At 69.7% G+C, this 567-nt stretch carries 1 protein-coding gene; it reads right to left on the bottom strand.

All coding sequences use genetic code 11. The features are described 5' to 3' along the window. The coding region (locus G3I60_RS43885; RefSeq protein WP_164608568.1) for a PAS domain-containing protein at positions 1 to 567 on the bottom strand (567 nt) is incomplete at both ends.

Genomic DNA, 567 nt, shown 5'->3' with positions numbered 1-567 from the left:
GGAATGACGCCCTCGGTCGTGCCCTCGGTGACGGAACCGTGGGCGACCCGGTGCAGTACGACCTCGTCGGCCTGTGCGGGCGTGGGTTCGTCCGCGCCGAGCACCCAGTCGAGCAGGTCGACGCTGACGAAGTCGGCGAACCGGGGCACGACGAGTTCGACGAGTTCCTCGGCGGTGCGGACGACGTCCAGGGTGGTCCCGATGCCTGCGGCCGCCTCGTTGAGCAGGGCGAGCCGCCGCCGCGCCCAGTGCTGTTCACTGCTGTCGAACGCGGCGATGCCCACCGAGACAACGGCGCCCAGGTCGTCGCGCACCGGCCACATCTCGAGGCTCCAGGCGTGTTCCCGGCCGTCGTCCGCGTCCTTGCCGAAGGTCTCGTAGCGGACGGGGGCACCCGTACGGGTGACCTCGCGCAGGTTGAGCAGGAAGCCCTGGTTGATCCGGTCGTCGCGCACGATGTTCGCGTCCCCGTAGAACTGCCCGATCAGGGCCTCTTCCTCGACCCCCATCAGGTCGCAGGCCGCGTCGTTGAGCCACGTGTAGCGCTGGTTCGTGTCGAAGGCGGAC

The organism is Streptomyces sp. SID13666 (assembly GCF_010548325.1).
Classification (GTDB): domain Bacteria; phylum Actinomycetota; class Actinomycetes; order Streptomycetales; family Streptomycetaceae; genus Actinacidiphila; species Actinacidiphila fildesensis.
The sequence above is the reverse complement of the archived record's forward strand: the minus strand, read 5'-3'. Positions and strand labels throughout refer to the sequence as shown.